The sequence below is a fragment of the Acidimicrobiia bacterium genome, assembly GCA_041393965.1.
In the GTDB taxonomy this organism is placed as follows: Bacteria; Actinomycetota; Acidimicrobiia; order Spongiisociales; family UBA5794; genus UBA5794.
On record JAWKJB010000002.1, the window covers coordinates 718,431 to 741,714 of the forward strand.

Genomic DNA, 23,284 nt, shown 5'->3' on the forward strand with positions numbered 1-23,284 from the left:
CTAGCTTCTGCCGATGCCGCGTTCTTTGAGTTCAGCGAGGATTGCCTCGAGGGACGAGTCGGCTGAGAAGCCGGACTCATCGGGTGCTTCGTCTTCACGCTGGAACTCCCTGCGACGCGGTTGGCTTGGCTTGGATTCGCTCCACGATGAGCGTTCCTCCCATTCGGGCAATGCCTGCTTGATCGACAGGCTCACTCGTCGTCTGTCGGCATCGATCTCGGTGACCTTTACCGTTACTTCCTGCCCGAGCGAGAGCTCCAGTTCGGGGCTCTCGACATGGTGCATCGCGATCTCAGAGACATGCACGAGACCCTCGACGCCTTCCCCAACCGAGACGAACGCGCCGAACGGAACCGTCTTGGTCACCTTGCCCGGAACAACGGCTCCCACCTCGGTGTCACGAGCGAACAGGTCCCACGGGTCCTCGGCCGTTTGCCGGATCGAAAGGGAAATCCGTTCCCGGTCGTGGTCGACCTCGAGAACCTTCACTTTCACCTGATCCCCGACCGTGACGATCTCACCGGGATGATTGACATGTCGCCAGGAGAGCTCAGACACATGAACGAGACCGTCCATGCCGCCGAGGTCGACGAAAGCTCCGAAGTTGACGACGCTCGACACCACACCCGTGCGAATGTCGCCTTCTTGCAGATCGGTCAGGAACGCTTGGCGCTGTTCTGCCTGCTCCTCTTCCAGATGTGCGCGGCGCGAAAGCACCACATTGTTCCGGTTGCGGTCCAGTTCGATCACCTTGGCCTCGATGGTCTGCCCGACAAAGGGCTGCAGGTCCCGAACACGGCGCAGGTCGACCAGCGAAGCAGGGAGGAAACCCCGAAGCCCGATGTCGACGATAAGGCCGCCTTTGACTACCTCGATGACATGCCCATCGACGGTTCCCCCCTCGTTCATCACACCTTCGATCCTGCCCCACGCACGCTCGTATTGGGCGCGCTTTTTCGACAAGATGAGCCGGCCCTGGTCATCCTCCTTCTGGAGTACGAGCGTCTCGATCTCCTCACCGACCGTGACGATGTCGTTCGGGTTGGCGTTGTTGCGAACCGCGAGTTCCTGTGGGGGGATGACACCCTCGGACTTGTACCCGATGTCGACGAGCACCTCATCGGGATCGACTCTCACCACCGTTCCGACAACGATGTCGCCTTCCTTGAACTCGAAAACGGTCTGTTCGATGGCTGCTGCGAAGTCGTCCGCCGACAGGTCATCCGCAACATCGGCGACGCTCTTCGGGGCGCTGATGGCGGGGCGATCCCCCCGGGTCCTTCGTACCGGTTCGGTGGGTTCGGCCTCGTCCTGCTCCTGACCTGCTTCTGCGTCGCCTGCTCCTGTGTCCCCGTCGGCAGCAGCCTCGACGGGTTCATCGGCGCGCGCCGGTTCGGCGGTGGTGGGTTCAGCGACTTGGTTGACAGGGCCGGTATCGGACTCGTCGGTGGCGGGGGGGGTCTCCTCACCGCTTTCGGCGAGGTCTCGATCGTTGTCGTTGGGCATGGACGGGATGGTCTCCTTGAAGGTGTGACGCCTTCGAGCGCGCTGACGCGGTCCGTGAAGGCCCCCGCAGCATAGGTGTCAATGGGCCCAATCGACAAGATGAACCGGGGATTGGGGGGGGGTTTTGCTCCCCGTCAGTGGTCGGCGTCAGCAAGGGTGGGCCCCGTCCCATAGGCGACCTTCAGGGGAACCGTCAGGGTGGTGACCTGTTCCATGGTGTCGACGGTGAGCGTGGTCACCTCCCCGATCTCCTCGGCCGGTACCTCAAGGACGAGCTCGTCGTGCACCTGGAGCAGCATCTCGGCGGCTGATCCCGCCGATCGCAGCCGGGCGTCGAGATCGATCATGGCCTTCTTGATGATGTCTGCCGCAGACCCCTGGATCGGGGCGTTGAGGGCCATCCGCTCCCCCATTTGGCGGTCCCGCGTGTTCCGGCTGTGGAGTTCGGGCAGATAGCGCCTGCGTCCGAGAATCGTCGTCGTGAACCCATTCGAGCGAGCCTCGGCCACGATGCCTCCCATGAATGCCTTGACCTCCGGAAACTGGGCGAAGTAGGCATCGATGTGCTCTTGGGCCTCTGATCGATCGATATCGAGTCGCTGGGCCAATCCGTAGGCTTCCATGCCGTAGAGGAGTCCGAAGTTGATCATCTTGGAGGTTCGACGCATCGCGTCGGTGACCTCTTCGACGGCGACACCATTGACCCGTGCGGCCGTCGCAGCGTGGATGTCGAGATCCTCGATGAACGCGGCAACAAGGCCCGGATCGCGGGACATGTGCGCCAGGATTCGGAGCTCGATCTGGGAATAGTCAGTCACGAGGAACAGGCTTCCCGGTGCGGCCCTGAAGGCTCGGCGGATCGAACGGCCCTCGGCTGAACGCGCCGGGATGTTCTGGAGGTTCGGGCGCTCCATCGACAGTCGCCCGGTCGCTGCCCCCATCTGGTTGAAACGGCCTCTGACTCGCCCGTCATCATCGACGAGCTGGAGGAGTGCGTCGACATAGGTCGATCGCAACTTGTCGAGTTCCCGGAACGACAGGAGCTTCTCGACGATCTCATGCTGGTCTGCAAGCTTCTCGAGCACCGATGCGTCGGTCGATGGGACGCCCTTCGGCGTCTTTTTGATCACGGGAAGGCCCAATCCGTCGAACAGCACGGCCCGAAGCTGTTGGGTCGAGTTCACATTGAACGGTTCACCAGCCAGTGCGTGGATGTCCTCCTCAAGACCCGAGATCCGTTGTGCGAGTTCCGTGCCGTAGGTCGTGAGGAACTCCACATCGATTCCGATGCCTGCAACCTCCATGGCGGCAAGGATCGGGACGAGGGGAAGCTCGATCGTCGCGTACAGATCGAGGCCGCCCCGCGCCTCCATCTGGTCGGTGAGGGGCTCCACGAGATCCGCGATGGCAAGCGCGCGGCGAGCGGGTGTGTCGAGGTCGATGGCCGTCTCGTCGAACGCAAAGGAACCCTGTGCACCGCCGCCCGATGTGTCCTCCGCCTCGTCGACATCGACACCGAGCTCGCGATGGGAAAGTTCTTCCAGGCTCGGGGCCCGTAGCGCGGGGTTGATCACATGGGCTGCGAGCATCGTGTCGAACCGGAGGTCCGGCACCGGAAGCGAAGCCTCGACAAGTCCCCTGATGAACGGTTTGCCGTCGTGGGCGACGAAACCGGGACCTGATGCAGCCGATGCGAGCAAGGCCTCAGCGAGCTCGAGTGGCACATAGGTCGTTGTCCGGCCTGCAACCACGAATCCGATCAGCTCGTCGGCCTCCCACACCGGATCGATCACCAACGGATCAGCGGATGCAAGAGCAGCCGCCTGGTCGGCGGTCGTCGCCGACACGACCTCCACATCGGCAAGGGATCGCTCGATGGGCGTGATGCCGCCCATCTCCTCGAGGCGTTGCCAGAGACTGCGAAAGGCGAGCTCATCGAAGAGCGTTCGTACCGCATCTCGGTCGAAAGGCTCAAGGTCGAGGTCGGACGGGGACGGCACATCGATCGGCACGGTGTCGACCATCGTCATCAAATCCCGGTTGAGAAGTACCTGTTCTCGGCACGCCGCGAGACTCTCAGCAAGCTTCGGTGTCTGATCCCCGACATGATCGAAGAGATCCTCGAGGGAGGGATAGGCGTTGATCAGCTTCGCGGCGGTCTTCTCCCCCACCCCGGGAACACCGGGCAGGTTGTCCGATGTGTCCCCCCGCAGTGCCGCGTATTCGATGTAGCGGCCCGGATCGATGCCGTAGCGTTCCTCGATCCACGCCGGCGTCGCGTGGACCGTGTCCGAGATGCCCCGGCGCGTGTACACGACGGTGATCTCGTCGGTCGCGAGTTGGAAGGCGTCCCGGTCGCCGGTCACGATCATGACGGCGTAGCCGTGGTCGCGTCCTTGCTTCGTCAGCGTCGCGATGATGTCGTCGGCCTCGAAGCCCGCAACGCTGACCTGGGGGATCCGCATCGTTTCGAGCACTTCCCTGATGAGCGGGATCTGGGAACGAAACAGGTCGGGAGCGGTCTGCCGTGTCGCCTTGTAGTCGGGATATCGCTCGGTACGAAAGGTCTTCTCCTTACGATCCCACGCAACCGCGATGGCGTCTGGTGCCTCCTCGTCGAGGAGCTTGATCAGCATCGAGGTGAATCCGAAGACCGCGTTCGTCACCTGGCCGCTCGGGGTGGCGAGGTCCGGCGGAAGGGCGTAGAACGCCCGGTAGGCGAGGGAGTGTCCATCGAGGAGCGCAAGCGTGGCCATGGCAGCACAGTACCGCGGTGGAGCGCTTCTACGGGACGAGGTGGATGGGCTGACCGTCGATCGCCGCGGCCCAGACCGTGCGGTCGGTGATCGATCCGCTCACACTGTAGGAAACGAAGATCCAACATCCCGGCGCCGCTGGCGATGATCCCGTCCCCGCAGGGCACTCGTAGTCGGGTGGGACATCGAACTGGAATTGGACCCAGTCGTTGTTGTACTGGCCATTCGAGAAGTTCAGCTTGCAGGTGGTCCCGTCGCCACCGTTACTGTCGGGCCCCCAGCCGCCCTGGGGCACACCGACATTCTCGAGGACGCGCACATTGTCGCTCAGCGTCCGCACCTGGCAGTTGATCGGCTCCGAACCGGGAGGCGTGCCGCCGAGTGAGGTCGACCCGACGAATTCGATGGACGCGTTCGAGCCGATGTCCGACACATCCCACAGCGAGATCACCAGACGAGAACCAGCGTAGACCTCATCGAGGCGCGCAACCTTGAAGACGGGATTCGATCCCGTGTCGAATTGCCACAGGGACATCGCGCCGAGTCCGTAGACCTGGAGGTCCGACGACGACATGATCGGTGACCCCGCCGCCGTTGCGCCCCGGATCGAGAACCCGTTGATCATGTCCGTTCCGACACCCGAGTCGTAGTCGCTCGTCACTTCGACCACATAGATGCCGGTCTCGACCGGTGAGATCGTACAGAGCGTGACCCACTCGTCTTCCCACGCCGAGTTGTAGCTCGCGTGTTCCTCGCCGTACGCATCGCTTCGCCCGCGGAAGGTGTCGTTGCATCCTGCAACCTGCTGATCATTGTCGAGCCACTGGTTCGGCGACTCGTCCGGCTTGTAGACGATGAACCTCGTCTGGCTCTCCCACCCATCGTCCTGGACGGTGCTTCCCGAGTCGTCGTAGAGCCAGTCGTTGGTGTTGGCGTTCGGGCCGCTGTTGGCGACACCACCCGCGTCGTGTGCCTGCGGGTCGTAGATCTGGACTTGTACCGATCCCCCGGCGATGCTGCTTCCTTCCGGGATCTCGAAGGCATAGTGGTACGAGGGCTTGCGGTATTCGGGGTTGCTGTTGCCGTTCTCGCGCCGCTGGGCGGCAACGGCGTCACCCTGGTTCTTGCGACGATCCTCCCCTGAGATGGCCACAAAGAAGTTCCGATTCCTCCCAGCCGTCTCGGGATCCTCTCCGAGGTAGGGCTCATCGGATCCGAGCTTGAGCGGCGGGAGCTGTTCTGCGGTTGCGGTCTGGGACACGGTCAGGCTGTCGATCCCGAAGACTCGCAGGAAGAAGGTGTCGATCGGCCTGCTGATGTTCACCGTCAACTGTGCGCAAGTGCCCCCGAGCGACGGGCTCACACTCGCCCCCGATGCCGACGAGTAGCCGTTACGCGAAGCAATGTCGAGCGCGGTCGTATGCGGGTCGGTTCCGACATCGGGCGTTCCGCAGTTCGGAAGGGGCATGTGGACGACGCCCGCGAGCGCGGCCGCTTCGGCAGCCTTCCGGGTGTTCAGCTGGTTGAAGTAGAGCCAGCCGTAGTCGGCGGCGAGTGCGCCCATACCCATGATGACGAACAACGAGGCGGCAACGAGGATCAACACGGCGCCGCGTTCGACCGCCGATTCCCCCGAACGCAACCTCAGTCGAGCAAGGAGGCGCCTCATGCGCACACCGCTCACCCGACCCCGAGCTGCTGGGGCTCGAGGCGCATGATCGCCGTGTCCGCCCAACAGCCGCTCGGCGGCGCGGTGCATGAGACATCACCGACAGGCACGGCATTGGTCGCCCACTCGTGGGAGAAGAACACCCTCACACCCATCACATCGAGGTTCCCGACAACCGCGTTGCGGCTCTCGGGATCCCAGCGCCCGGTCCAGTCCACCGGACCGAGGTCCGGGTCGGGACATGGGTCCCAGTTGCAGCCGAACGCGTCGTAGTCGTACTGGTACACATTGCAGTACGACCCAGGACAGCTTCCCGTCACACCGCCCGTGCTGGTTGCCTTGTAGATGTACACGAGCTTGATCGTGTCCTGCCCGTTCCCCGGAAGCGAGATCAGCCCCTGTTCGAGGGCTTCGAGCGTCGCGATGTCGGCATACTCGTTGTTTGCGACCGCCGTACCGACCCTCGCGGCCGATTGGCTTGCGTTCCCGATGGTGAGCCGCTTGTTGAACGCGAGTCCGAACTCGACGATCCCGAACAGCATCAGGATCAACAGCGGCAGGACGATCGCCATCTCGACAAGGGCGACACCCTGCTCGTCTGCCTGCCAGCGCTTCGCCTTCATACCGCCCCTCATCGTTCCGGCATCAGCAGCGGGATTCCCCGCCGGGTCTCGACCCCCGCATCTCCCCTGCGTCATCCCGGCATCTCCGGGATACCTACGCAGAGTAGTCGATATTCCACGATCTGTCACCACCGCGTGGTGATGTCGCGGGTGGACACCGCAATTCGTCCATCGACGACCGTTGTGATGGTAGCCCGCGTCGCCGGATCGTCAAGGGGGCTATTCGACGAGCTTGACGGGGTTGCCCTCGACGCGTGCGGACCAGGTCGTCGTGTCGTTCGCACCACCGGGATAGTCCACGGTCAGCGTCCACCAGCAGTTCGCGCCGCAGGTGTAAGACTGGTCGATCTCGATCCGGATCTGCATGTGGTGGTTGTTGAAACCCGGTGAGAAGTTGAAGTCGCACGGTGCGAGGGCCCCCGAACGCCCATCGGTTGCCGTCCAGCTGCAGTCGGGGAGGCTCCCGTCTGGGAGCTCGACACGGACACCGTTGTTCCCCGAGTCCGGGTCCCAGAGTTCGATCACGAGGTCCTTGCCCCTGTGCACCTCCGGAACCTCCGCAAGGTTGAAGGTTGCTTGGTTCCCTGCGAAGTTGGCGTAGATCGCCATGTCACCGAGGCCGTACATCCGGGGTGCGGTCCCGGTCGTGAAGGCCCGCATCGAGAAACGGTTCAGCCCGCGATCATCGCTCGCACCGGGATCGGCGATGACGACACGGAGCGGGTAGATCCCTTCTCCCTCGTTGAACGAGACACCACACATCGAGTCCCACAGGTCGCTGAGCTCGTCGTAGGTCTTCCCGTTGTAGACATAGGGGTTCGCCTGGAGGTAGGTGTCGACCTCGGGCCATGTCGTTGAGCTGTTCGCGGTCGGCATGTAGGGATCTCGCGGAGGCATCACGACCTTGCACAGCAACTTGTTCCCGTCGCTCGTGTTGAGCGGTGTCGGATCGGGCGCGTACAGCAAGAACATGGTCGTTGGGCCCTGGCTGCCTCCCTGCGGGTTGTCACCGACGAGGACATAATCGTTGCCACCGCGGGTGAACGGGCCGTCGAAGATCTCGACCCGCAGATCGCTCCCACCCGGTGGGACCTCGATGCCGTACAGGTAGCCGCCCGTGAAATCCGCAATGCCGTTGTTCATTCCCGCAGGCGTGGTTGGCCGTGCCTCGGGGTTCGGTGTGCACGAGCTGGTGCTTCCTCCGTCGACGCACTGGGACGCAAAGCGGTCACCCATCGTCCTTCCGGTGAAGTAGCCGTGGATGTTCGCCCAGAAGTTCGGGTTCCGGCCGAGGACCGGGTCCTGACCGAAGTACGGATCGTTGCTTCCCATGGCAAGGGGCAGCACATACTCGGCAACGGCTGTCTTGGTGATCGAAACCGAGTCGATGCCGAACACCTTCATGAAGAAGGTCGGCACCTCGTGGGTCACGGTGACGCGCAGCTGGTTGTCGTTCGCGACGGCGGTCGGGTCCGACAGCGCATCCGCAGGCGTCACGATCGTCCCGGCGGCCAGATCGTCGTAGCCGTTCTTCTTTGCCACATCTCGCGCAGCAGCGAAGGCGAGGCCGCCGACCCCTCCGTCCTCGGGTTCGTACACGACACCACCGAGTGCACCGGCGTCGGCACCATGCTGGATGTTGATGCCCTGCCAGTAGAGCCAACCGAAGTCGATGGCGAATCCTGCCATCGCCATGAGCACGGTGAGCAGGGCAGCGGCAAAGATGAGCACGGCACCACGCTCGCGGTTCTTCAATCGCCGGGAGGTGGCATGGACGATGGAGCGAATCGGCATCATCGTCGTAGACCCCTACATCCCGAAGACATCAGGTTCGAGACGGATCAACGCCCGTTCGTGCAGGTCGCGGTCGACGCCGGGGATCAGGTCGGTCGCCGAGGTGTGGTGGTAGGTGACCTCGATGCCGAGCATGTCGACACCCCCACCCCCGGGCTCGAGGGTCGTGTCACGCAACGCCGGTGCCCACGGCTCGGGGAAACCGGCGTAGCCGGGTTCGTCCGGATCGGGGCACGGCGTCCACTTGCAGGTCACCGAACTCGGAATGAAGCTGTAATGGTTGACATCGCCGGTCTTCGCCCCCGTGACGGGGTCGGCACGGAAGATCTCGACGCTGATGAGCACCGACGCGTCGACCTGATCGAACAGGCCGGCCTCAAGCGCCTCGAGCATCCGGATGTCGGCGGACTCGCGCGTCCCCATCGTTGCCCCCGTGCGTGCCGCAGACTTGGTTGACGATGCCACGGTCAGTTTCTCCTTGAAGAGCAAGCCGTACTCGACAATGCCGAACACGAGCGTGATCAAGAGGGGAAGGATGATCGCCATCTCGACGAGGGCGGCACCCCGCTGGCGCTCGCCTCGGTTGCGGAAAGGTCTCGAGACCCGCATATGGAACCCCGGTCTGGTCTGACTACTGTGTGTTGTGTGCTTGCTGCTCAGCGCGCAGTCGACGAGCACCATGGCATGCTACGACCACTCCAGTAGTATCGCCCGATTCGGCAAAAACTTGAATGGGTCGGCCGACCCCCGCGTTGAACACGGCGAGTCGGCCGGTACGATTGGCTTCCCTGCCGGGATGGCGGAATGGCAGACGCGGTGGACTCAAAATCCACTGGGCGCAAGCCCGTGGGGGTTCAAGTCCCCCTCCCGGTACCACATCCACATCTCTCCATCCACATCTCTCCGCACCTCAACGCTGAGGGGCGGACGGCGACACAGGGCGTTGGACGGCTGCGGCAAGGTCGGAGACGAATCGTGCAAGCACCCCTCGTGCCTCCTCGGGCGACGGCGCTTCGAGCACTCGCCGCACAACAGCGGTTCCTACGATGACTCCGTCGCCGACAGCGGCAGCGCGGGCCACATGGTCGGGAGTGGAGATCCCGACGCCGAACACGATCGGTGCTTGGGAGCGTTCCCTGATGCGGCTCGCAAGGCTCTCCGTATTCACGGATGCGGCCTCGCGTTCGCCCGTGACACCAATCTCGGCGACCGCGTACACGAACGCAGGATCCGCTGCAGCGACCGCCTCGAGGCGACGCTCGTCGGTGGTGGGTGCAGCAAAGAGCACAAGACCGAGGCCGGTCGCGGCCGCTGCGGACAAGAATGGCTGCGATTCGTCCACGGGGAGATCGGCAACGATCACACCCGCCCCGCCTGCGGCTGCGACCCGATCGAAGAACACATCGACGCCGAGGCGCAGCACCGGATTCACATAGGTCATCACCAGCACGGGTTTGCCGGTCTCGCCAACGATCCGAGACACGATATCGAGGCTCACATCGACGGTCACACCAGCTGCAAGCGCTCGCTCGCCGGCCGCCATGATGACGGGGCCGTCCAGGAGTGGGTCGGCATATGGGATCCCCACCTCGAATCCATCCGCACCCGCGTCGGCCATGGCGCGAAACAGCTCAACGGATTCAGCGACCGTCGGGAGGCCCGCCGTCAGATACGGGAGGAGCGCGGCCCGGTTCTCCGTGCGCGCGTGCGCGAACATCGCGGCAAGTCGGTCTCGGCCGGTGTCATCCACTGTGAGCGGCAACTTGTTGGACATCCTTGTCACCTCGACCGGACAGATTCAGGACAACGGTCCTCCCCCGCAATGCGGAAGCCTCACGAATGATCCACGCGAGGGCGTGGCTCGACTCGAGCGCCGGAATGATGCCTTCCGTCCGGCTGAGGCGGTGGAATGCCTCGACGGCTTCGTCGTCGGTAGCACTCACATACCGAACGAGACCCGTCTCTTTGAAGTAGGCATGCTCTGGACCGACACCGGGATAGTCGAGACCCGCCGAGATCGAGTGTGCCTCGAGCACCTGACCGAACGGATCCTGGAGCATGTAGGTCATGGCCCCGTGAAGCACCCCGCGCGAACCGTGCCCGAGGGAGGCACCGTGCTTCCCCGTTGGGATTCCGAGTCCTGCGGCCTCCACACCGACCAGGTCCACGCCGCCGTCTCCGACGAACGGATAGAAGACCCCCATCGCGTTCGATCCTCCCCCGACCGGGGCAACGATCGTATCGGGACACGGACGACCGTCGGACCCATCGAGCTGGGCTTTCAGCTCGGTCCCGATGATCTTTTGGAACTCGCGGACCATCCATGGAAACGGATGCGGGCCGACAACGGACCCGATGATGTAGTGGGTTGTCGCAACACTCGCGACCCAGTCGCGAAGAGCGGCCGAAACGGCATCCTTGAGGGTACCTGCGCCGGAGGTGACGGGCACGACCTCAGCACCGAGCAACTCCATCCGATATACATTGAGGGCCTGGCGTTGCATGTCCTTGGCACCCATGTACACGAGGCATTGCAATCCGAGGAGTGCACAGGCCGTCGCCGTAGCGACCCCGTGCTGCCCGGCGCCAGTTTCTGCAATGACGCGCTGTTTCCCCATCCGGAGCGTGAGCAGTCCCTGTGCGACGGTGTTGTTGATCTTGTGCGCGCCCGTGTGGGCGAGGTCCTCGCGCTTGAGCCACAGGTCAAGTCCGAGTTCCTCCGAGAGCCGAGCAGCTCGATACACCGGTGTCGGCCTCCCGACGAAGCTGGCGAGCAGGTCGTCGAGCTCGGCGTGGAAGCGGTCGTCGCACCATGCGTCGACGAACGCCGCTTCGAGCTGAGCGAGAGCGGGCATCAGCGTCTCGGGCGCAAACGACCCTCCGAAGCCGCCGAAGCGTCCCGTCTGGTCCGGCCGATCGAGTCTCATGTGCCTTTCGCCTCTCGCACGAACGCGGCGATGGTACCGGGATCCTTGCTCCCTGGTTCGGTCTCGAGCCTTGATGATGCGTCGACCCCGAACGGGCACAGCACCCGGATCGCCTCGGCCACATTGTCGACCCCGAGGCCGCCGGCGAGCACGAATGGCCGGCCGGGCGACTCGAGCACATGCCAGTCGAACGCGACGCCGGTACCCCCGTGAACAAATGCTGAAGCCGTGTCGAACAGTGGGAGGCTCGCACCCGGAATCGATCCGACATCGATGTCGGGGCCCTGGGCGGTGACCCGGACGGGATGGAGGCTGGAATAGCCTGCGTCGATCGCCGCGGCGGCCACCGCGGTTGCATGCCTGCCATGGTTCTGGATACCGTCGGCGGCAGTCACTTGCGCTGCATGCAACGCTTGTGACGGCGTGAGGTCGACGGTCACGATGAACCGAAGGATGGGGACGCCACGCATGAGGGCGGTCGCGCGCTCGATGCTGATCGATCGCGGTGACCCGGCAGCAAGCACGAAGCCAACGGCGTCCGCTCCTCCTTCGATGGCGGCGTCGCGGGCCGCCTCATCGGTGATCCCGCAGATCTTCACCCAGGTCATCGTTGAGCCTTGAGTGAGGCGACAAGGAGCGCTGGATCGTCTCCACGGACCAAGGCCTCCCCCACGAGAATCGCGTCGTAGCCAGCCCGCTCCATCCGTTGCGCCCCCTCGAGATTCGACACGCCGGACTCGCCGATCGTGACCGCCGACGGCGGGAGCACCTGAGCCACTCGTTCGGCAACCCCGAGATCGACCTCGAATGTGGTGAGGTCACGGTTGTTGACACCGATGATCTGCGCGCCGACGCCCACGGCCCTGCGTGCCTCGTCGACGGTGTGCGCTTCGACGATCGCGGCCATACGGGCCTTCGAAGCGGTGGCAAGCATCTCGACGAGTGCCTGGTCTGTGAGCGCTGCGACAATGAGCAGCACAGCGTCCGCGCCCGCTGCCCGCGCTTCCCAGATCTGGGAGCTCGAACGCGTGAAGTCCTTGCGAAGCACCGGAACCGACACGGCGGCGCGCACCGCGGTGAGATCATCGAGGGAACCACCGAAGAACTCGGGTTCGGTGAGAACCGAGATGGCATCCGCGCCACCGGCTTGGTAGGCGACGGCGAGACCCGCAGGATCGAGGTCGGTTGCGATGGCGCCGGCGGAGGGTGATCGTCGCTTGATCTCGGCAATGACCGAAAGACCCGGTGATCTCAGTGCGTCGATGAAGCTCCGCGGCGGCGCGGCGACCGTTGCCGCCGATCGGTGACGGTCGATGTCCGAATCGGCGATCGCGGCTCGACGATCGGCAGCTTCGAGTATCTGCGAGAGCATCCGCCCATGGTATCCGGCGTCAGGTTCGGGGAGCCGGGATGGACACGCAAAACGAGGTACCCCTGTGGTCGTCACTGTCACATGTCACGGTTCCGCCCATGGCATCGACCAGCTCCGAGACGATGGCCAACCCGAGGCCAGAACCGGATGGTCGAACCGCCCGATATCGCTCGGCGACATAGAGCCGCTCGAACACATGCGGGAGATCTCTGTCGGATATGCCATGACCCGAGTTGTGGACTCTCAGCGCGAACTCCTCTCGTCGAGCGGTGACCGTAAGCGTGATCGTTCCCATCTCGGGTGTGTACCGCATGGCGTTCTCGATCAGGTTGGAGAGGACCTGGCTCAGACGGTCGGGGTCGACGACACGGTCACCGGTTTGTGCCAATTCGACGGTCAGGCGCAACGAGGACGCCGCCGCAAGAGGGACGAACCCGTCGGCGACCCCGCGCACAAGTGCGGCGACATCAACGGGCTCGGGTCGCATGGTGAATTGGTTCGCCTCGATACGGCCAAGCAGCATCACATCTTCCACGAGCCTCGACAGCTGATCCGCTTGGCTGTTGAGCACATCGGCAACCCGTGGGAGGTCGTTTGGCGAGATATCGCCGGCATGGAGCGCCTCCGCGTAACCTCGAATGGTCGTGAGGGGTGTCCGTAGGTCATGGCCGACGGCCATGAGGAAGTCGCGTTCACGCTCCCGCAACGACGCAAGTTGATCCGTCATGGCGTTGAATGCGACGGCCACAGCGTTGATCTCGTCGTTGCCGGTGTCGTCGACCCGCGTCGACAGGTCCCCATGGCCGACCGCCGATGCGGCCCGTTCGAGCGATGAGAGCCGGTTCGTGACCGACTGTCCGACAACGACGCCGAATAGCACGACCAGGATGGCGCCGACCGTGATTGCAATGCCGACCGGAATCGAGACGACATCGAGGGGAACGAGCGGCTGGGACCGTCCAACGGCGACGCGCACGGTGACATTCGGCGTCTCGACTTCCTCGACGGCGACGAGCATTCGTTCCCCAGCGACATCGACCGAGACCACCTCACCGGCTTGGGTCTCGCCGGCCACCAGCGGAAGAACCACGAGGGGTGGGACGATCGGTGCGCTCCGAGACCCGACGATGATCTCACCCTCGACGATGTCATGTCCCCCGAGCCGCTGCGCGCGTTCGAGGGACCGTTCGAGATCGGAGCGAAGGCCTCGCACCGTCGCGGCGAGGTTGGCAGTTGGGCGAAAGCGAAGCCGGTCGAGGTCGCTGTCGAGCTGCGCTGCGGTGACCTCTGCCTGCCGGTGGAGTTCGTCGGCAGCGCGTGCATCGACCCGGTTCCGGATGAAAACAAGCGCCCCGACACCGACGGTGACCATCGCGGCGGCCACGACGAGGGCAGCTACGACGATCTTGCGCCGCATCAGACCTCGATCCGGTAGCCGACGCCCCACACGGTGTCGATGACGAGCGGGGGGAGCTTCTTGCGGAGCTGTCTGATGTGTACATCCACGGTGCGGGTCTCTCCGAAGTAGTCGTAGCCCCAGACGCCTTCGAGGATCTGGGAGCGGGTCAGGACGAGTCCGGCGTGTTCGGCGAGGAACCACAGAAGATCGAATTCCCTCGCGGTCGGCCGCACGACGGTGGAATCAGGGAGCACGACTTCCCGACGGCCGGAGTCGATGGTGCATCCGCTCACGGTTCGGACGGCAGCCGTTACCGGTCGTTCTTCGGCGCGACGAAGCACGGCAAGGACGCGTGCGACCACCTCGCGCGGCGAGAAGGGCTTCGTGATGTAGTCGTCCGCTCCGACTTCGAGGCCGATGATCGTGTCGGTCTCCGAGTCGCGAGCGGTAAGCATCAGGATCGGGACATCCGACCGTCGGCGGATCTCACGACACACGGCAATCCCGTCGATGCCGGGAAGTCCGAGATCCAAGAGGACGACGCGGGGTGCCCGTTCGTGCATTCGGTCGAGGCCGTCCTCACCCGAGATCGCATGTACGAGTGAGAACCCTTCGCGCTCGAGGTAGAGACGAAGCAGGTCGGCGATCTCGTCGTGATCTTCGATCAGCAACACCGTTCCGCCAGACAATCCCGGTCCCTTCGATCATGGCTTGTGCGGAGATCGTACGGCACGGTTGTAAGAAGAATGTGAGAGAGAGCTGACAGCTCTCAACACTCGTCGGCGAACTCCGCCGCGGCCGCGATGGCGGTAAGAACGGCCGTGGCCTTGTTCACGCACTCCGCGTACTCCGTGGCGGGATCAGAGTCCACGACCACGCCGGCCCCGGCTTGAACCCATGCGGTGGTGCCGTTGATCACGCAGGTGCGCAAGCCGATCGCCGTGTCGACCGACCCCGAGAAGTCGACATAGCCGACCGCTCCCGCATACGGGCCGCGGCGCGTCGGTTCGAGGGTGTCGATGATCTCCATCGCCCGTACCTTCGGTGCTCCCGTCACGGTCCCATGGGGGAAAGTCGCCCTCAGGACATCCACCGGACCCACCTCGGGCATGAGCCTTCCCGAAATCCCCGACACGATGTGCATCACATGGCTGTAGCGCTCGATCACCATCAGATCGTCGACGGCGACGGTGCCGTACTCACAGATCCTCCCGAGATCGTTCCGAGCGAGATCGATCAGCATCACATGCTCCGCCCGTTCCTTTGGATCGACGAGCAGCTCGGCTTCGAGAGCCACATCTTCGGCCTCGGTCGCCCCACGCCGGCGCGTTCCTGCGATGGGCCGTGAGTAGGCAACACCGTCTCGTACCCGTGACATCAACTCGGGGGAGGAGCCGACGACGGCGAACTCACCGCTGCGAACGAGAAACATGAAGGGGGAAGGATTGATGAGCCGAAGCGCCCGATACACGCTGACCGCGTCCCCCGAGAACTCTGTTTCGAATCGCAGCGACGGCACGACCTGGAAGGCGTCACCGGCGCGAATGTGGGCGATCGCCTTGACCACCGCCTCCTCGAATTGCGCTTGGGTGAGGTTCTGGGTCGTCTGAGGTGTCGCGTCGAAGGTGGGACGGCGCCGCACCGTAACCGGGGGTTGGTCTGCCAACCGTGCCGCCGCTGCCGAGAGCGCCTCGACGGCGACGGTGTAATCCGCATCCGGATCGTCGGAGACGAAGACATTCCTGATCAGTGTCACGGTCTCGCGCAGTCGGTCGAACGCCGCAATACCCCCGCAGAACTGCCACAGCGATTCGGGGAGCCCACGATCATCGGGTGGACCGTCCCCAAGACGCTCGAGGTACCGGACGGTGTCGTACGCCAGCATGCCGACGGCGCCGGTATGAAGCGGGGGAACCGGTCCGGTGAATCCGAGCTCGGAAGGCGCCGGGACCGTGAACCGATCGATCAGTTCCGCAAGCACATCGAGGGGATCACCATCCTTGAGGGCAACGGAGGGGTCATCCAGCGAAGACACCCCGTCGATCGCCGTGAGCGTGAAGGCAGGATCCCAACCGATGAACGACCACCTCCCCCAGCGCTCGCCTCCTTCGACGGACTCCAGAAGAAAGCCGTCTCCATCACCGGTGAGCCTGCGGAACACCGACAACGGCGTCCAGGAATCGGCGAGGACCTCGATGGCAACCGGCACGACGCTGTAGCGCGAGGCGAGATCGACGAACGCGGCACGGTCGAGGTTCGGCTCCATGGAAGGGCGAGGCTACTCGGCGTGCGTCCGCAGCGGAATAGATGCGACCCGTCACCCTACATCTCTACACATCGGCGAGGCTGTCGAGGCCGAGCCATTGGAGAACATCCGCGAACCAGCTCGACAGGTCCGTGATGTTGCCAGACACCATCAACCAGCCGAAGAACGCAAGCAGCAGTCCCGAGATGACGGTGATCTGGGTGAGGTACCGCTTGACCCAGTTGAAGGCGGAGAACGCCTTCGTCAGAAGCAGCGATGTGAGCAGGAAGGGGATGCCGAGGCCGAGACTGTAGACGAACAGCACAAGCATCCCTTCGAGCACGGTGTCACGGTCCGCCCCCAACGCGAGCGCAGACGCGAGGAAGGGCCCGATGCATGGGGTCCAGCCGAATGCGAACGCTCCACCCATGATCGGCACGCCGATCAACCCGAATCGGGTCGCTCCACTCGACTCGATCCGGCGTTCCTTCATGAGCGGGAGGAGAAACGAAGGGGTCCACACCGCCGTGACAGCGATGAACAGCCCCATCGCGATGATGAGCCACCCTGCAATGACCGTGAAGACGGAGTTGTTGAGGAACGAGGAGAGTCCCGTCGCGCTGGCTCCGAGTGACACGAACACGACCGTAAAGCCAGCAACGAACAGCGCCGTGCGCATCACCACCCTCCGGGTCGACACCTGCCCCTGGGAGATGGCCTGCAAGTCGTAGCCCGACATCAGGGAGATGTATCCCGGGAGGAGCGGAAGGACACACGGCGAAACGAACGATGCCACACCGGCAAACAGGGCGGCAACGAGTGAGACTTCCACCGTGTTTCTTCCTTGGATCGGCTGCATCCACAACGGTAGGGATTGGGGGATTGTTCCCAACGAACACCCACAAGACCCACAACACCGGGATTCTGACGGTCGTTGGCTAACCTCCGCGTGCGTCCCCCAAACCATTGAACAGTTGAAGCCGTCATGACCGGGTCCGTCTACGGGCAACACAAGCAGCGAGCGCCGCGCCTCACACCAGCCGCACGGCGCATCATCTTCCTGACCGCCATCATCGGCTTTGTCGCCGGATTCGCCGGGAGCGAGATGTCTCACACGCTCCCATTCGCTCGCACATCCCTCCAGCTCTCCGAGGGGCAGATGAGCACCGTGTTCGCCGTTGTGCGTGCCGTGTCGCTCGTCGGAGTCCTGTTGACGATGATCGCCGATCGGTCGGGAAGGCGTCGACCGCTGCTGGGGGCGTTCGCCCTCGTCTGTCTTGCGAGCGCCCTCACCGCCTTCGTCCCTTCGGTCGTCGCATACACCGTGTCGCAGTCGGCCGTCCGCGTCGGGGTTGTGGCGATCGCTTCGATCTCGATCGTGCTCATCGCCGAGGAGGTCCCTGCCGGGTCTCGGGCCATGGCCCTCGGTTTCTACGGTCTCTCCGGTTCGATGGGAGTCGGCTTCGGACTCCTCCTTCTCCCGATCGCCGAGGGCACCGACAACGCGTGGCGCATCCTGTTCGGCCTTGCATCGCTCGGCCTTCTCGCCTTTCCGCTCTTGAACCGTTTCCTGCCCGAGTCCAGAGCCTTCACGCCTGCTCCGCCTTTTCCCTTCGTCAAGGCACTCGGCATGGGTCTCAACAAGCACTTCTGGCCACTGGCCGGGGTCGCTTTTTTCGTCGCTGCCTTCTCAAGTCCCGCCTTCGACTTCGTCCTGGAACGGTTGATCAACGATCTCGCGTGGGATGCGTCCGCCGCAAGGTTCCTCCTCATTCTGTTCTCGGGTGTCGGAACGGTCGGCCTTCTCGTCGGTGGCCGCCTCGCCGACCGTGTCGGCAGGCGCCAGACCTCGTCGCTTGCGCTCGCCATCGGGCTCGTCGGAGGGGTCGGGTTCTACACCCTCGACTCGGGATGGTTCCTCGCCGCGGCGATCTTCCTCGCGACTCTCGGCGCCACGATGCTGGCGCCGTCGATCGCTGCGCAGCGTGCCGAGCTGTTCCCGACGAGGCTCCGTGCAACGGCAGGCGGATGGCTGACCAACATCGGCATCATCGGGTCGATCGCGGGCTTTCTGTTCGGAGGGTTCATGATCGACCGGTACGGACTCACCACAACCGTTGCAGTGCTTGGGGCCGGGCTCGTGATCTCGATCCTGTTGATCCTCAGGCTCCCCGAGACGCGGGGGATGGATCTCGTACGACGCCGAGCGGCCCCCAGCGATGCCAACCGGCGAGTGCAAACAACCTGACCAGCGTCAGCACGCCGAGGGACGCCCAGACCCCGACGAGCGAATCGCCGAATGCCACGAGACAGATCACCGTCGCGATCCCGGCGACGACCATCGACACGGCGAGATATCGAAAGGCCGATGCGCCGATGCCGACCCCGTCCCAGACATACACCAAGGCGGTCAGGGGCTGGAGCACGATCACGAAGATGTAGATGTCCGAAAGCAACGATTCCACCGCGGGTTGGAGATCGAACAGGATGGGAAGCAGCGGAGCGGAAATGACGAGCATCACCGAAAGGCCGATGCCGGTGATCACACCAAGCGCGAGCAGCCGGTTCGCAAGCGATCTCGCCGCTGCGATGTTTCGCGTTCCGAAATCTGAACCGATCATCGCCTGAGCTGCGATGGCGTACGAGTCGAGGACGAAGGCGAGAAAGAGCCACACCTGGAGTGCGACCTGATGTGCCGCCGTTTCAGCGGTCCCGATTCGTGAGGCAGCGAAGGTCGTTGCCGTGATCGCTCCGAGCAGGGCAAGCGAACGAACAATCATCGGCCAGCCGGCGTGCAGCACATCACCGACGGGAAGAGACTCAAGCTTGCCGCGAAGAAGCCCCACGCCCAGCTTGACCCGATCGACGCCGAGGATGAGGACGAGGAACCACACGGCTGCGGTCGCGTGTGCGATCACGGTCGCCCACGCAGCCCCAGCGATGCCGAGCCCCAAGCCGAAGATCAGCAGCGGATCGAGAATCAGGTTCACGATATTCATCCCGACCGCGACCCACAGCGGTGTCGTCGTGTTCTGATGGCCCCGGTAGACACCATGTCCGACGGTGGTCAGGAGAAGCAATGGCAGTGAAACGAACCGGATCCTCAGGTACACCATGGCTTCGGATCCAACCGTCGGATCGGCACCGAACAGGTTGGTGATGGCCGGCGTCAAGGCGATGAAGACGAACCCGAGTCCTGCGCCGAGCGCGACGGCGATCCACATCGAACCGGTGGCGATCCGCCCAGCCTTGCCGAGTTTCCCCCGTGCGACCTCGCCGGCAATCAAGGGTGTGATCGTCACTTGGACGAAGTTGAATACGGAGAACACGGCAGCGAACACCGCACCAGCGATCGCGAGCGCAGCGAGCTGGGCCGTACCGAGCCGACCAACCCAGGCTGTGTCGACGATCGTCACGACAGGGTCGATCGCGAGGGTTCCCAACGCAGGCAGAGCCAGGACGACGATGGCGCGATCGCGTGGGTTTCGCCGAAAGGCCGTACGCAGCTCAGTGCTCATCGCGCGGGACGCGGCGTTTTCGGCTCGTATGGACAACGGTCTCGCAAGAAACACTCCCAGCACCGCGGTTTGCGCGCATCACAGAGGTCCCGACCGAACCGGATGATGGGCATCGAGACTCCCGACCAGCGCTTCTTCGGGAACAATTCCTTGAGATCTTCCTCGATTCGCACGGGATCGGTCTCGGCGGTGAGACCGAGCCGATTGACCACTCGCTTGACATGGGTGTCGACGGCGATCGCTGGGAGCCCCCACACTTCGGCAAGCACGACGGAGGCCGTCTTGCGACCGACACCGCGCAGCTTCACCAATTCGTCGAGATCGGCCGGGACCTTCCCGCCGTACCGATCGACGAGGTCGCCCGCGAGCGCGATGATGCTCTTGGTCTTCTGTCGGTAGTAGCCCGTCGAGTAGATGATCTGCTCGACCTCTTCGGGATTCGCGGCGGCAAGATCCTCCGGGGTCGAGTACGCGGCGAACAGTTGAGGCGCCACCCGGTTGACATTGTCGTCCGTCGTCTGCGCGGACAGAACCGTGGCAACGAGGAGCTGCCACGGGTCCCGGTAGTCCAGCGCGGTGCCGACATCGGGATATCGCCGTGTGATCCCGTTCAGGATCACCGAGGCGTTGCGCTTGTCGTCCGTGGTGAAGGTACGATCGCCACCCTTGGATGCGGTCATGAGCAACGATGCTACCTATGGTGTGGTCCGGCGATGATTCCTGACGAAACGACGATTGCGGCGCTCCGTCGCGAGTATGCACGGTGCTTCGGCTGCGGAGCCGACAACGCCATCGGTCTGCATCTCGATGGGTTCACCGTCGACAACGGAACCGTCACGGTGCCATTCGTGCCGAGACAGGAGTTCTCCGGATTCGACGGCATCCTCCACGGTGGTGTCATCGCGACGGCGCTCGACGAGATTGCTGCGTGGGCTGCCATGCTGACCGAGGGTGTGTTCGTGTTCACCGCGAACCTCGACATCCGTTTCCGAAGGAAGGCTGAGACATCCGCAACCTTCCTCCTCACGGGGCGGGTCATCGAACGGCGGGGCAAGCGGCTGTCCATCGAAGGGGCGATGGCAACCGGCGGAATCACCGTTGCTGAGGCATCGGGCCTCTTCGTGGTAGCGGCCCAAGTGCCGCATGAGGCGATCTGAGCATGAACGGATGCCTCAACTCACCGGTCGGCGTCGGTGGCGTGTGAGCATGCGCCAACACCCTGCAATACCGAAGCCGAGGCCACCTGCGAGAGCACCGAAGACCAAGGCAAGCTCAAGCAGGGTGAACAGGGAGGTCTCGCAGGTACCGAGCCCGTCCGGACACAGCCCGAGCCCTGAGCCGCCCGTGACGAGATCGACGAGCACGACGGCTGGGAGGACCACGACGGCAGCGAGGAGCACGATGAGTGCACCGAGTACGACTCGAACAGCGATCATCCCTCGGAGGCTACCGCCGGGCACCGATTGCCGACGGACATCGGCTCCGGTACGGTTGCCGACATCGAATCCGGCGATTCGCGCGGGGCAACAATGACAGCAGATCCGGTCTTCCATATCGAGGAATTCACCGATTCGGAACTCGCCATCCTCAATCGCCATTTCACGAACACGGACCTTCCGGTGTTCGGGATCATCGGACTCCCTGAGGTCGTCAAGGGTGCGCTGTTCGCCCGTTACAGTCGCTCACCGAAGTCGATTCGCAGGCTGTTCCTCGACGAGTTCGCGTCCGAGGCATCGTTCGGCCTCGACGCCGACCCGGCTGGCTCCGTGAGTCATGTCGGCGTGGCACGGGCGCAGCAACTGTACGACCGGGTCTTCACCCAATACGGCGATGACTCCGTCGCACAGCTCGGCGGAGCCCACATCGCGGTCGAGCAGGCCTCGAACATCCTCACCAAGGTGCTTGAGTGGGGACGGCTCGCCTCGTATCTTGAGCAGTCGACGCGCTACATCTTCTACGACAAGCAACTCGGTGGGAGGTACCGCTACCACATTCCTTCCGAGATCGACACGGTGGGTCTCACCGACCGGTATCGACACGACATGGACAGGTCGTTTGCGACCTACTCGGATGTGGTGGCCCGACTCGTCGAGCACTACGAAGCCCTGTACCCGAAGGCCGACGGCGACTCGGACTATGTATGGCGATCGACGATCAGAGCAAAGGCATGCGATGACGCAAGGGGACTCCTTCCGGCTTCGACGACCTCGAATGTGGGGATCTTCGCTTCCGGCCAGGCCTACGAGGCGCTGCTGGTTCGGATGCGGAGCCATCCTCTGCAAGAGGTGCGGATGTGTTCCGACCTCATCCTCGGTGAGCTGCGAAAGATGATCCCCGCCTTCATGAAACGGGTGGATGTCCCGGACCGCGGCGGGGCGTGGTCACGGTACTTCACGGAGATCGCCGAGGCGATGGGGAACCGTGCCGCAGTGCTCGGTGTCGAGCCTGACCCGGCTCCGATCGTGACCCTCGTCGATTTCGACCCACACGGTGAGCAAAAGGTGGCCGCCGCGGCCCTGTACGCCCACACCGATCTCCCGGATGCCCAGATCAGGGGACTCGTCGATGACATGACCGACGACGAGATCGATGCAATCTTCACGGCCTTCGTTGGGGACCGTACCAACCGGAGACACAAGCCCGGCCGCGGCATGGAACAGACCTATTACCGGTTCGATGTCCTGTGCGACTACGGGATCTTCCGCGATCTTCAACGGCACCGCATGCTGACGATCGAATGGCAGGATCTCACCACCGACCACGGATACGCCACACCGCCTGCCATCGACGACATCGGTGCGCGTGCAATGTGGGACGAGGCCATGGAACGGGCAGCACTCCTCGTCGAGGACATCACCCACAGCATCTCTCGAACCGTGGCGCAATACGCCGTTCCGTTCGCCAGCAGGATTCGATTCGTCATGAACCTCAACGCGAGAGAAGCGTTCCACCTCATCGAACTCAGAACCCAACAGGGCGGCCATCCCGACTATCGGCGCGTCTGCCAAGAGATGCACCGAGCCATCGCAGAGGTGGCAGGGCATCGACGGATCGCAGAGGCCATGTCCTTCGTCGACCACAGCGAGTACGACCTCGCCCGCCTCGAAACCGAACGAAAGGCCGCATCACGGCGCGCCGCCGCCGGAATCACCGACCCGTCGGTCTAGTGCTCTGTCGCTCGGGAGCGATCACCACTAGTCGCCCGAAAGCGGAATTCGAAGAACGAGCTCGCCGTCTTCAACCGTCCACGAAGCGGCGGCAACAAGCGAATAGTCCAGGTAGTCCTTCTCGGCGGATTCGATGAACACCCGCCGGGCATCCCCCTCGAGCGGCGGAACACCCCGCTCACGAACCGCTCTCGCTCGCCGTTCGAAACGCTCGAGGAACTCGTCCATGTCAAGCTGAGCCACAATGCCATCCTTGATCGACCGTGATGATCGTAGGCAGGTGCACCGCGGCTTGTGACGGTACGATC

At 63.7% G+C, this 23,284-nt stretch carries 21 protein-coding genes and 1 tRNA gene; 4 read left to right on the forward strand and 18 right to left on the reverse strand.

The window, feature by feature from the left end; genetic code table 11:
* From rpsA to R2823_08410, 6 genes are all read right to left on the reverse strand, one after another.
* A complete protein-coding gene (rpsA, locus tag R2823_08385; GenBank protein MEZ5176205.1) occupies positions 1-1,506 on the reverse strand; it encodes a 30S ribosomal protein S1 in 1,506 nt (501 codons plus the stop codon).
* Between the two features lie 134 nt (positions 1,507-1,640).
* The gene (polA, locus tag R2823_08390) at positions 1,641-4,262 is read right to left on the reverse strand and encodes a DNA polymerase I (protein MEZ5176206.1); all 2,622 of its coding nucleotides are present in this window, start codon (positions 4,260-4,262) and stop codon (positions 1,641-1,643) included.
* 28 nt (positions 4,263-4,290) lie between these two features.
* The gene (locus R2823_08395; protein MEZ5176207.1) at positions 4,291-5,931 is read right to left on the reverse strand and encodes a pilus assembly protein TadG-related protein; all 1,641 of its coding nucleotides are present in this window, start codon (positions 5,929-5,931) and stop codon (positions 4,291-4,293) included.
* Between the two features lie 11 nt (positions 5,932-5,942).
* Positions 5,943-6,554: a TadE/TadG family type IV pilus assembly protein gene (locus R2823_08400; GenBank protein ID MEZ5176208.1), complete on the reverse strand. Its 612-nt coding sequence runs from the start codon at positions 6,552-6,554 to the stop codon at positions 5,943-5,945.
* Positions 6,555-6,773: 219 nt separating this feature from the next.
* On the reverse strand, positions 6,774-8,351 hold the full coding sequence (locus tag R2823_08405; protein ID MEZ5176209.1) for a TadE/TadG family type IV pilus assembly protein: 1,578 nt from the start codon (positions 8,349-8,351) through the stop codon (positions 6,774-6,776).
* 12 nt (positions 8,352-8,363) lie between these two features.
* Entirely contained in the window at positions 8,364-8,957 is a 594-nt protein-coding gene (locus R2823_08410; protein MEZ5176210.1) for a TadE/TadG family type IV pilus assembly protein, read from the reverse strand.
* A gap of 181 nt (positions 8,958-9,138) precedes the next feature.
* On the opposite strand from R2823_08410, the gene R2823_08415 reads away from it, so the two are divergent.
* Positions 9,139-9,224 (forward strand) — tRNA-Leu (locus tag R2823_08415).
* Between the two features lie 34 nt (positions 9,225-9,258).
* Here the strand turns inward: R2823_08415 and trpA are convergent.
* The 8 genes from trpA to R2823_08455 form a co-directional block, all read right to left on the reverse strand.
* Positions 9,259-10,122 carry a tryptophan synthase subunit alpha gene (gene trpA, locus R2823_08420; protein MEZ5176211.1) on the reverse strand — a complete coding sequence of 288 codons (864 nt, stop codon included), beginning with the start codon at positions 10,120-10,122 and terminating at the stop codon, positions 9,259-9,261.
* On the reverse strand, positions 10,091-11,275 hold the full coding sequence (gene trpB, locus R2823_08425) for a tryptophan synthase subunit beta (GenBank protein MEZ5176212.1): 1,185 nt from the start codon (positions 11,273-11,275) through the stop codon (positions 10,091-10,093). The genes trpA and trpB overlap by 32 nt, the downstream gene beginning before the upstream one ends.
* Positions 11,272-11,883 carry a phosphoribosylanthranilate isomerase gene (locus R2823_08430; GenBank protein ID MEZ5176213.1) on the reverse strand — a complete coding sequence of 204 codons (612 nt, stop codon included), beginning with the start codon at positions 11,881-11,883 and terminating at the stop codon, positions 11,272-11,274. The genes trpB and R2823_08430 overlap by 4 nt, the downstream gene beginning before the upstream one ends.
* Positions 11,880-12,647 (reverse strand): indole-3-glycerol phosphate synthase TrpC, encoded by a 768-nt coding sequence (gene trpC, locus R2823_08435; GenBank protein ID MEZ5176214.1) that lies wholly within the window; start codon positions 12,645-12,647, stop codon positions 11,880-11,882. The genes R2823_08430 and trpC overlap by 4 nt, the downstream gene beginning before the upstream one ends.
* Positions 12,648-12,666: 19 nt before the next feature.
* On the reverse strand, positions 12,667-14,064 hold the full coding sequence (locus tag R2823_08440; GenBank protein ID MEZ5176215.1) for a HAMP domain-containing sensor histidine kinase: 1,398 nt from the start codon (positions 14,062-14,064) through the stop codon (positions 12,667-12,669).
* On the reverse strand, positions 14,064-14,720 hold the full coding sequence (locus R2823_08445; GenBank protein MEZ5176216.1) for a response regulator transcription factor: 657 nt from the start codon (positions 14,718-14,720) through the stop codon (positions 14,064-14,066). Before R2823_08445 ends, R2823_08440 begins: the two co-directional genes overlap by 1 nt.
* A 95-nt stretch (positions 14,721-14,815) precedes the next feature.
* Positions 14,816-16,312 carry a chorismate-binding protein gene (locus R2823_08450; protein ID MEZ5176217.1) on the reverse strand — a complete coding sequence of 499 codons (1,497 nt, stop codon included), beginning with the start codon at positions 16,310-16,312 and terminating at the stop codon, positions 14,816-14,818.
* 64 nt (positions 16,313-16,376) lie between these two features.
* Positions 16,377-17,123, reverse strand: coding sequence for a cytochrome c biogenesis protein CcdA (locus R2823_08455; GenBank protein MEZ5176218.1), 747 nt, complete (start codon positions 17,121-17,123; stop codon positions 16,377-16,379).
* A 153-nt stretch (positions 17,124-17,276) separates the two neighbouring features.
* Between R2823_08455 and R2823_08460 the strand changes: the two genes are divergently transcribed.
* The gene (locus tag R2823_08460; protein ID MEZ5176219.1) at positions 17,277-18,539 is read left to right on the forward strand and encodes an MFS transporter; all 1,263 of its coding nucleotides are present in this window, start codon (positions 17,277-17,279) and stop codon (positions 18,537-18,539) included.
* Here R2823_08460 and R2823_08465 read toward each other — a convergent pair.
* Together R2823_08465 and nth are read right to left on the reverse strand one after the other, a co-directional pair.
* Positions 18,454-19,809, reverse strand: a complete 1,356-nt coding sequence (locus R2823_08465) for an MATE family efflux transporter (GenBank protein ID MEZ5176220.1) — start codon at positions 19,807-19,809, stop codon at positions 18,454-18,456. The genes R2823_08460 and R2823_08465 overlap by 86 nt on opposite strands.
* On the reverse strand, positions 19,806-20,489 hold the full coding sequence (nth, locus tag R2823_08470) for an endonuclease III (protein ID MEZ5176221.1): 684 nt from the start codon (positions 20,487-20,489) through the stop codon (positions 19,806-19,808). Before nth ends, R2823_08465 begins: the two co-directional genes overlap by 4 nt.
* A gap of 33 nt (positions 20,490-20,522) precedes the next feature.
* On the opposite strand from nth, the gene R2823_08475 reads away from it, so the two are divergent.
* Positions 20,523-20,966: a PaaI family thioesterase gene (locus tag R2823_08475; GenBank protein ID MEZ5176222.1), complete on the forward strand. Its 444-nt coding sequence runs from the start codon at positions 20,523-20,525 to the stop codon at positions 20,964-20,966.
* Positions 20,967-20,981: 15 nt separating this feature from the next.
* On the opposite strand, the gene R2823_08480 is transcribed toward R2823_08475, so the two are convergent.
* A complete protein-coding gene (locus R2823_08480; GenBank protein MEZ5176223.1) occupies positions 20,982-21,245 on the reverse strand; it encodes a hypothetical protein in 264 nt (87 codons plus the stop codon).
* 27 nt (positions 21,246-21,272) lie between these two features.
* On the opposite strand from R2823_08480, the gene R2823_08485 reads away from it, so the two are divergent.
* The gene (locus R2823_08485) at positions 21,273-22,976 is read left to right on the forward strand and encodes an FAD-dependent thymidylate synthase (GenBank protein MEZ5176224.1); all 1,704 of its coding nucleotides are present in this window, start codon (positions 21,273-21,275) and stop codon (positions 22,974-22,976) included.
* Positions 22,977-23,003: 27 nt separating this feature from the next.
* Here the strand turns inward: R2823_08485 and R2823_08490 are convergent, their stop codons facing one another.
* Positions 23,004-23,219 (reverse strand): hypothetical protein, encoded by a 216-nt coding sequence (locus R2823_08490; protein ID MEZ5176225.1) that lies wholly within the window; start codon positions 23,217-23,219, stop codon positions 23,004-23,006.
* Positions 23,220-23,284: the final 65 nt, after the last annotated feature.